The organism is Mongoliibacter sp. (assembly GCF_007692705.1).
Taxonomy (GTDB): domain Bacteria; phylum Bacteroidota; class Bacteroidia; order Cytophagales; family Cyclobacteriaceae; genus Mongoliibacter.
In genome coordinates this window covers 1-6,954 of the sequence record NZ_REBN01000252.1, presented here as the reverse complement: position 1 = coordinate 6,954, position 6,954 = coordinate 1, and the positions used below count along the sequence as shown (strand labels likewise).

The window sequence follows — 6,954 nt, the reverse complement described above, 5'->3', positions numbered from 1 at the left end:
CCATTTCACCAAATCTGCTGATATCATCCGGGTGAAGGTGTTGGGCATGCTCTATACGGAACCTATGGTCTTTGGCTTCAGGGAATTTGGCAAAAGCTGCTTCATAGCGATCCAGTACTTCTCTGTTGGTACGGTCTCCTATGGCATGAGAACACACCTGGAAACCAAGCTCCAGTCCTTTTTCTGAAACTTGTGATACTAAGTTAATTGGCATGGTTTCATGTCCTCTTGCTCCTGGCTTGTCTTCGTAATCTTCCAATAACCAAGCGCCCCAAGGACCCAAAGCTCCATCCATATTGAGTTTGATAGCCCTTACAGTCACCATATGATCTGGGTCTATTTTGGGTCCCTTTTGATACCAAGCCTCAATCAGTTCAGGAATACGGCTGGAAAGCATCACATACATGCGGGAAGTGAGTTTGCCTTCAGATTGGAATTTTTCCAAAAGATCAATCAAACGCTGATCTCCACCGGCGTCATGAAAGGAAGTAATGCCTTTTTCCGCCAGTTCCTGTAAAGCCAATTCAAGTGCTTTTTCCTGTCTTTCCGGAGTATCTTCCGGAATCAATTTGGAGACCAAAGTAGACGCCCTTTCTACCAAAACCCCTGTTGGGTTTCCCAGATCATCTCTCAATACTTCGCCGCCTTCTACTTCCTGTCTTGGGTTTTCGCTTCCCAAAGGCGTAATACCTGCCATTTCCATGGCTTTTTGATTTACAAAAGAGGCATGTCCTGAAGCATGAGCTAAGTAAACAGGGTTATCTGGAGTGACTTCACTGAGTTCTTTATGGGTTTGAAACCCTTTCACGGCATTTTCAGGGAGTTTGAGCCATTTATCCTGATGCCAGCCCCTCCCGGTAATCCATTCACCAGGTTCTGCCTGACCTGCTGCTTCAGCAACTTTTTCAATAAGCTCTTCATAAGTCTGCACGTCCATCAGATCAATATCCAATTTATTGTATCCGATTCCCATTAAGTGGGCATGAGATTCAATAAAGCCCGGTGTCATGGTCCTGCCCTGAAGGTCAATTACTTCAGTGCCATTACCGATATATTCTTGAATATTTTCAGTGCTTCCTACTGATAGGATTAAGCCATCTTTGACTGCAACAGCTTGGGCTGTAGGATTAGCCTCATCTACCGTGTAAATGGTGCCGTTAATGAACACTTTATCTGCTATATTTCCAGAATTGGAACTACAGGAAACAAAGAAAAGACCTAAAATGATTAATGTGTATATGTTTTTCATGGGTATACTATTCTAATCCAAATCTATCAGATTTGATGAAATGTATCGCAACCATTCTTGTAATTTCGACTTCTTAAGGTTTTAGAAATGGTTTATAAAATTTACCTTTAATACCACGAAATCGAGCATCAGAAAAACCTCAGACAGTTGGATGACCCCGATAGCTAAAGAGTTGCGAGATTTCATAACCTGTCCCGGCTTGTTGGGATGACCATTAAAAGACAACGCTAAACATATGAAAAGCCAATTGAAAGTCCTGATTTTCACCCTGTTTTTATTCCTTAATTTTTCAGTTGCTAAAGCCCAGCATAAAGCAGATAGAAATGAAAAATTCAAAATTGGAATGGCAGGCTATACGTATCATAAATTTGACCTGGAGAGAACATTAGCTGACATGGAAGCCAATCAGGTCAAATATCTCTGTATCAAAGATTTTCATCTCCCTTTTGACAGTTCCGATGAGACCATCAAAGAGTTCCATCAAAAGCTTGCTGACAAAGGGATTACAGGATATGCTGTAGGCCCAATCTATATGAAAACCGAATCTGAAGTGGACAATGCGTTTGACTATGCTAAAAGGGTGGGGGTGAAGCTGATCGTAGGAGTTCCTAACCGAGAACTGTTGCCTTATATCAGTGAAAAAGTGAAGGCTTATGATTTTAAATACGCCATTCACATGCATGGGCCAGACATTGACCTGTATCCGGATGCGGATGACATTTGGTCGCATGTCAAAGATTTAGACCCAAGGCTGGGGATGTGTCTGGACATTGGGCATACTGCCAGAAACGGAAAAGACCCTGTTGCTGATTTGGAAAAATACATAGACCGGATTTATGATATGCATATCAAAGACGTGACAGGAGACACGAAAGATGGAAAATCCATAGAAATCGGCAGGGGGATTTTGGATATCCCGGCATTTGTGGAGATGCTTAGAAAAACAGGATATGAAGGCGTTTGCAGCTTAGAGCATGAAAGAAATATGGACGACCCATTTTCTGGAATTGCAGAATCTCTGGGGTATTTTAGAGGGGTGATTATGGCTACTAAAAATTGATATATAAAAGATATTGATTGATATTAGTCGATACTGATGGATATTTGTTTGATATTATATGAGTATGTTAAGCAGCTGATTATCTTTTTTTTATGAAGCGGGTATAAATTGATATTAGTTGATATTAATTTATATTTGAAAGTGTCGGAAGCTGGTACAATATCAACCAGTATCCAATATCTATTAATATCCCAATATCAATTAACATCTATTTAAGTACATCCCTAATTTCTTCATTTCTATCAAACACAGACTTTGCGAAGGGGCACAAAGGCATGATTTTCTTGCCCTCTTTTCTGGCGAGTTCCACGGCTTTTATTACCATTTTTTTACCCGCGCCTTCTCCTCTCAAACTGTCATCAACTTCTGTATGCTCAATGATAAAAAGTGATTCTCCCGCTTTGGAATAGACCATCTCGGCTTTCTTTTCCCCGTCCTTTTCTATAAAGAAATAACCTTTTTTCTCGTCTGTTTTGTGTTTGATTTCCATAAAACTATATTTTCCTTTTCAATTAAAATAAGTCATTTTTTTGACCTTTTCAAAGGTATTGGTATTAAAACAATATGTATATCCGCCATTGCACCACTAACCAATTAAACAAGGGTCTTATAGCAACCCGATACTAATAGATATTGGATATTCATTGATATTGGCTAGAAATCATAGGTTAATTCCATCATGAAGATTCTACTGGCAAGAAAGCGAATAATCACATAAAACAATATTACTGAGACTTTGAACCCGACCGAATCCTTAGTTAAAACAGTATTTTAAAAAATTTCATTGTGTATTTTTTACAATAAACGCTACATTGATTTCTCAAACCTCAATAAACCTAAAATATCATGAAGAATAGAAGAGAATTTTTAATCAAATCGGCTTTGGGAATCAGTGGATTAGCCTTAGCGCCAACTTGGTTAAATGCAGCGCCTTCAATCATCAAATCCTACAATAAACAAAACTCCACTATCAATGGAGTTAAAATAGGCTGTATCACTTATTCTTTCCGTTCCATGCCCGATCAGAGTCTGGAAGCCAATATCCAATACATCAAAGATGCAGGAATAAGTGCTGTGGAAATGATGGGGGAACCAGTCGAATATTTTGTGGGAATGCCTACACCCACCTTTGACAGAAGAAGAGGCTTTCAATTGGGTTGGAAACAGAGAAGCGGAGAAAGCCTAACTGCTGAAGAACAGGCAGAATGGACAGAATTAAGAAAAGAAATTGATGCTTATGGACAGGTCGTCGCAGATTGGAGGAGCAAGGTAGATATCAAAAAATTCGAACAGCCGAAGAAAATGTTCAAAGATGCAGGTATAGAAGTCTATGCTTTTAAACCCAATGCTTTTGGTGCAAACAATACGGATGCGGAAGTAGCTTACGGCATGAAAGCAGCCAGAATTCTCGGTGCAAGCCATGTAACTTTGGAGCATCCATCAGATGATGCACAGACCTTGCGACTAGGAAAGCTAGCTGATGCCAATAAAATGAAAGTAGGTTATCATGGACATGAGCAACAAACTTTTACTTTTTGGGACACTGCCATAGCGCAAAGTAAAAGCAATGGGTTAAATTTTGATATTGGCCATTATGTTGCGGCAGGGCATACGGATGCCATGGACTTGATTACAAAGCAAAACAACAGGATATGGAGTATGCATATCAAAGACCGTCAAACACCTGAAAATGGAAAAGGCAATCTTGCTTGGGGAAATGGGGACACGCCTTTACCTGAAGCATTGAGGCTAATGCGAGATAAAAAATATAAATTCCCGGCAACCATAGAATTGGAATATGATGTACCAGAGGGATCTGATGCAGTCAAAGAAGTACAAAAGTGTATGGAATACTGCAGAAAAGCTTTGGCTTGATTTGTAATCGCCGCAAAATGCGGCTACAATAAAAGTCCGACGGCCTGGTTATCCGAAGGTTGTGCCTTCGGATTTCTTGTAAAAAAGCCTTTGGCTTTACTTGGCAATCGCCGCAAAATGCGGCTATACTAGAAGTCCAACGGCGCAACCGTCGGACAGCCTGGTTATCCGGAGGCTGTGCCTTCGGATCCATGGTACTAAGGCTTTTAGCCTGCATTTCATCACCAAATACATTCAAACTAAATAGTCCGACGGGCAACCTTCAGATAACTTACGTTATTCGGAGGCTGTGCCTTCGGATTTCTAGTAAATAAGCCTTTGGCTTGTTTTAACAATCGCCGCAAAATGCGGCTGTACTAGAGGTCCGACGGCGCAACCGTCGGACAACTAACTGTTAGCGTAAAACATTTATTTTTATTACATTAGTTTGAAATTTTTAACCTGAAAAATCATAGATAAACCTTTAAGAATATCAGATCAAAATGCTGTTCATTTTTTGACCTTAACAGTCATCGATTGGATCGATATTTTCACTCGTAAGGAATTCAAAATAGAAGTTGTCGACAGTCTTAATTATTGCATAAAAAATAAGGGGCTCGAAGTATTTGCATGGTGCTTAATGACAAATCACTTACATCTTCTTGCCAGAGCAAAAGAGCCTTTTCATTTGAGCGATATTTTGAGAGATTTTAAAAGCCATGTGGCACGTAAAGTTTTGGAAAGTCTGGAAAAGGAATCCATTGAGTCAAGAGCAAAATGGGTTCTTGACCACCTTAAGTATAGGGGGAACATTTCATTTAAGGTAAAAGATTACAGATTTTGGGAAAATGGTTTTCACCCAGTTGAGATATCTTCTCCTCATTTTTTTGAACAGAAATTAAACTACATCCACCAAAATCCAGTGCGGGCAATGATTGTAGAAGAAGACAATCATTACCTGTTCAGTTCTGCTAGGGATTATTCAGGAATTAAGGGATTGGTTGATGTTTCGTTATATTGATTGTCGCCGCAAAATGCGGCTATACTAGAGATCCGACGGCACAGCCGTCGGACAGCATTACCTTACTACTTTTCTTGGAATTGCAGCCGGCAGCCTGCTAAGCATTTCATTGTTCAACAATTGGGTAGTATTGGTGAAACTGGACACATTGATCACATTGTTTTGTTGTCTTCCGATAAGGACCACTTCATCTCCCAAGGCTACGTCATCAATATGGGAAATATCTACCATAAATAGGTTCATATTAATCAGACCTACGATAGGAGCTTTTTTTCCTTTGATCAGAACTTGCCCCCTGTTGGATAGAGCACGCGGATATCCATTGGAATAACCCAAAGGAAGAACAGCTATTTTCATATTCTGTGTCGCCTGAAAAGAGGTGCCATAACCAATAAACTCTCCTTGTTGGACTGGACGTATATCCATAATGTCTGTTTTCCAAGTAAAAATCCTTTTTAAGCCCACATCAGTTTTTTTGTTCACTTCCTGCAGATGAGCAAAATAAATATCGTTACTGGGCCAAAATCCATACTGGGCAACTCCCACCCGGACCAAATCATAGACCGTATCCTTCATGGCCAAGGCAGCAGCAGAACAGGCTATATGCCTGATGTTAGGCTCAATTTTCTTTGCTTTGCATTGTTTTAGAAAATCGGAATACCGCTTTTTCTGGGCGTCAATCTTAAACTGATTAGAGTTGCTTTCTGCCCCTCCAAAGTGTGTGCAAAGCCCTTCAAAAATCACATATTCACTGTGTTTTTTAAGGAAGCTCAAAGCAGTCTGAAATTCGCTTTTTGGCATTCCAGTTCTGTTTGCACCCGTTTCCACCTCAATATGAACCCTGGCAGGCTTGCCTATCTGTTTTGCTGCCTCAAGGGTTTTAGGTAGACGCTCAAAATTGTAGACAAAGAATTCTATATCGTGTTCGATTGCCCAAGGGATATCCACTTCATAGATAATCCCCATGATCATGATTCGGCTGTTAGGAGAACAAACACTCAAAACTTCTTCCGCCTCAAAGGATGATGCAACTGAAAAATGATGAACACCACATTTTTCAGCCATAGGAACAAAAGTTCTTATGCCGTGACCATATGCATTTGCTTTTACCACAGCCGATAAAATTGCATCCGGACCTATTTTTTTTCTAATGAAATTAATATTGTTTTTATATGCTGATTGGCTCAGCTCAATTCTTGATGAATGTTTTACCATAATTTTTTGATTTCCAGCCAAGTGTATGCACGTCCCCAACTTTCCTTGGCTATTTTTTTAACCTTTAGAACTTCTTCTATAGGGACTTTCTCCATTTTTTCCTGGGCTTCAAGACTATTAAAATGAAAGGCATAGATTCTTCCCGCAAATTCTTCAAATGGAAGAGAAGATTCTCCATAGTTTTCTCCATTACCATAAACAGAAGGTTTGATTCCCTGTCCCCAGTCCTGTCTGCCTTCATTGTTTGGATTGACAAAATATACCCTATAAATACCACTTGGGTCTTTATCTACCCTATGCAGGGAGACGGCATGAAAACCGAGCATTTCTGCTTTGGCGGAGGTAATAAATATGCCCACTGGGTTAGGGTAGATCAATCTATGCCCTCCATTGTATAAGGGATGGCACATCGCATAGAAAATTTTTGTAAAGCCTTCAAAATCCACAATAGCATTACTTGGATAGTCATAAGCTGAAGCAAATCCAATCTGTACCCATTGCCCATAAAGTGCTGGATTTACCCATTTGTGGGGATCTTCACCTCTTCCCGAGGCC

6 protein-coding genes and 1 pseudogene are annotated in these 6,954 nt (G+C 40.1%); 3 read left to right on the top strand and 4 right to left on the bottom strand.

Annotation, left to right across the window (positions count from 1 at the left end):
• Positions 1 to 1,249: amidohydrolase (locus tag EA341_RS17295; RefSeq protein ID WP_293016421.1), on the bottom strand; the 1,249-nt coding region annotated here is incomplete at its 3' end.
• A gap of 235 nt (positions 1,250 to 1,484) precedes the next feature.
• Between EA341_RS17295 and EA341_RS17290 the strand changes: the two genes are divergently transcribed.
• Positions 1,485 to 2,309: a sugar phosphate isomerase/epimerase gene (locus EA341_RS17290; RefSeq protein ID WP_293016420.1), complete on the top strand. Its 825-nt coding sequence runs from the start codon at positions 1,485 to 1,487 to the stop codon at positions 2,307 to 2,309.
• 208 nt (positions 2,310 to 2,517) lie between these two features.
• On the opposite strand, the gene EA341_RS17285 is transcribed toward EA341_RS17290, so the two are convergent.
• Complete coding sequence (locus tag EA341_RS17285) at positions 2,518 to 2,799, bottom strand: GNAT family N-acetyltransferase (protein WP_293016419.1); 282 nt, start codon at positions 2,797 to 2,799, stop codon at positions 2,518 to 2,520.
• Between the two features lie 356 nt (positions 2,800 to 3,155).
• Here EA341_RS17285 and EA341_RS17280 point away from each other — a divergent pair, with 356 nt between their 5' ends.
• Both EA341_RS17280 and EA341_RS17275 read left to right on the top strand, forming a co-directional pair.
• Entirely contained in the window at positions 3,156 to 4,184 is a 1,029-nt protein-coding gene (locus tag EA341_RS17280) for a sugar phosphate isomerase/epimerase (RefSeq protein ID WP_293016418.1), read from the top strand.
• A gap of 496 nt (positions 4,185 to 4,680) precedes the next feature.
• Entirely contained in the window at positions 4,681 to 5,184 is a 504-nt protein-coding gene (locus EA341_RS17275) for a transposase (RefSeq protein ID WP_293016417.1), read from the top strand.
• Positions 5,185 to 5,241: 57 nt separating this feature from the next.
• Here EA341_RS17275 and alr read toward each other — a convergent pair whose 3' ends face one another.
• Positions 5,242 to 6,399: an alanine racemase gene (gene alr, locus EA341_RS17270; RefSeq protein WP_293016416.1), complete on the bottom strand. Its 1,158-nt coding sequence runs from the start codon at positions 6,397 to 6,399 to the stop codon at positions 5,242 to 5,244.
• Positions 6,393 to 6,954: pseudogene (locus tag EA341_RS17265) on the bottom strand (hypothetical protein); the annotation flags it as partial. The pseudogene EA341_RS17265 and the gene alr, both read right to left, overlap by 7 nt.